This window comes from Microbacterium karelineae (assembly GCF_009745985.1).
Lineage (GTDB): Bacteria > Actinomycetota > Actinomycetes > Actinomycetales > Microbacteriaceae > Microbacterium > Microbacterium karelineae.
Window position 1 is genome coordinate 1 of record NZ_WFIX01000120.1, and the last position, 515, is coordinate 515.

Annotated in this window: 1 protein-coding gene; it reads left to right on the top strand. The window is 35.7% G+C overall.

Features of this window, described 5'->3' with window-relative positions; translation table 11 throughout:
* Nucleotides 1-460: DNA gyrase C-terminal beta-propeller domain-containing protein (locus tag GB932_RS22180; protein WP_497755946.1), on the top strand; the 460-nt coding region annotated here is incomplete at its 5' end.
* Between the last annotated feature and the right edge of the window lie 55 nt (nt 461-515).

Consider the following 515-nt stretch of genomic DNA (forward strand, 5'->3'; position numbering starts at 1 on the left):
GAATGAAACAGTACTTGTAGTATCTGAGAAAGGATACGGAAAGAGAACTGCAGTAGAAGACTACCGAATTACCAACAGAGGAGGAAAAGGAGTTATTACCCTTAACATTACTGAAAAAACAGGAAACCTTATCGCTATTCAAAATGTAACGGACGAAGACGGATTGATGATTATTAACAAATCCGGTGTTGCGATTAGAATGGGAATGGATGAAATGAGAGTAATGGGTAGAAATACTCAGGGAGTAAAACTGATCAACCTTAAGAAAAATGACGAAATTGCAGCCATTGCAAAAGTAGAAATGGATAAAGATGTAGAAGAAGATTCTGAAGAATTTGGAGAAACAGAAGAAGGAGTTGTAGGATCGCTATTTGATAACCAGGAAAATGACAATGTAACACCTCAGGCTGGAGATGAAAACCCGGCAGAGGAGAATGAGAATTCTGATTCTAAAGAATAAATTGTACAATTAAATATAGAATAGTTATTATGAAGAAACTAATTTTAGGAATGGC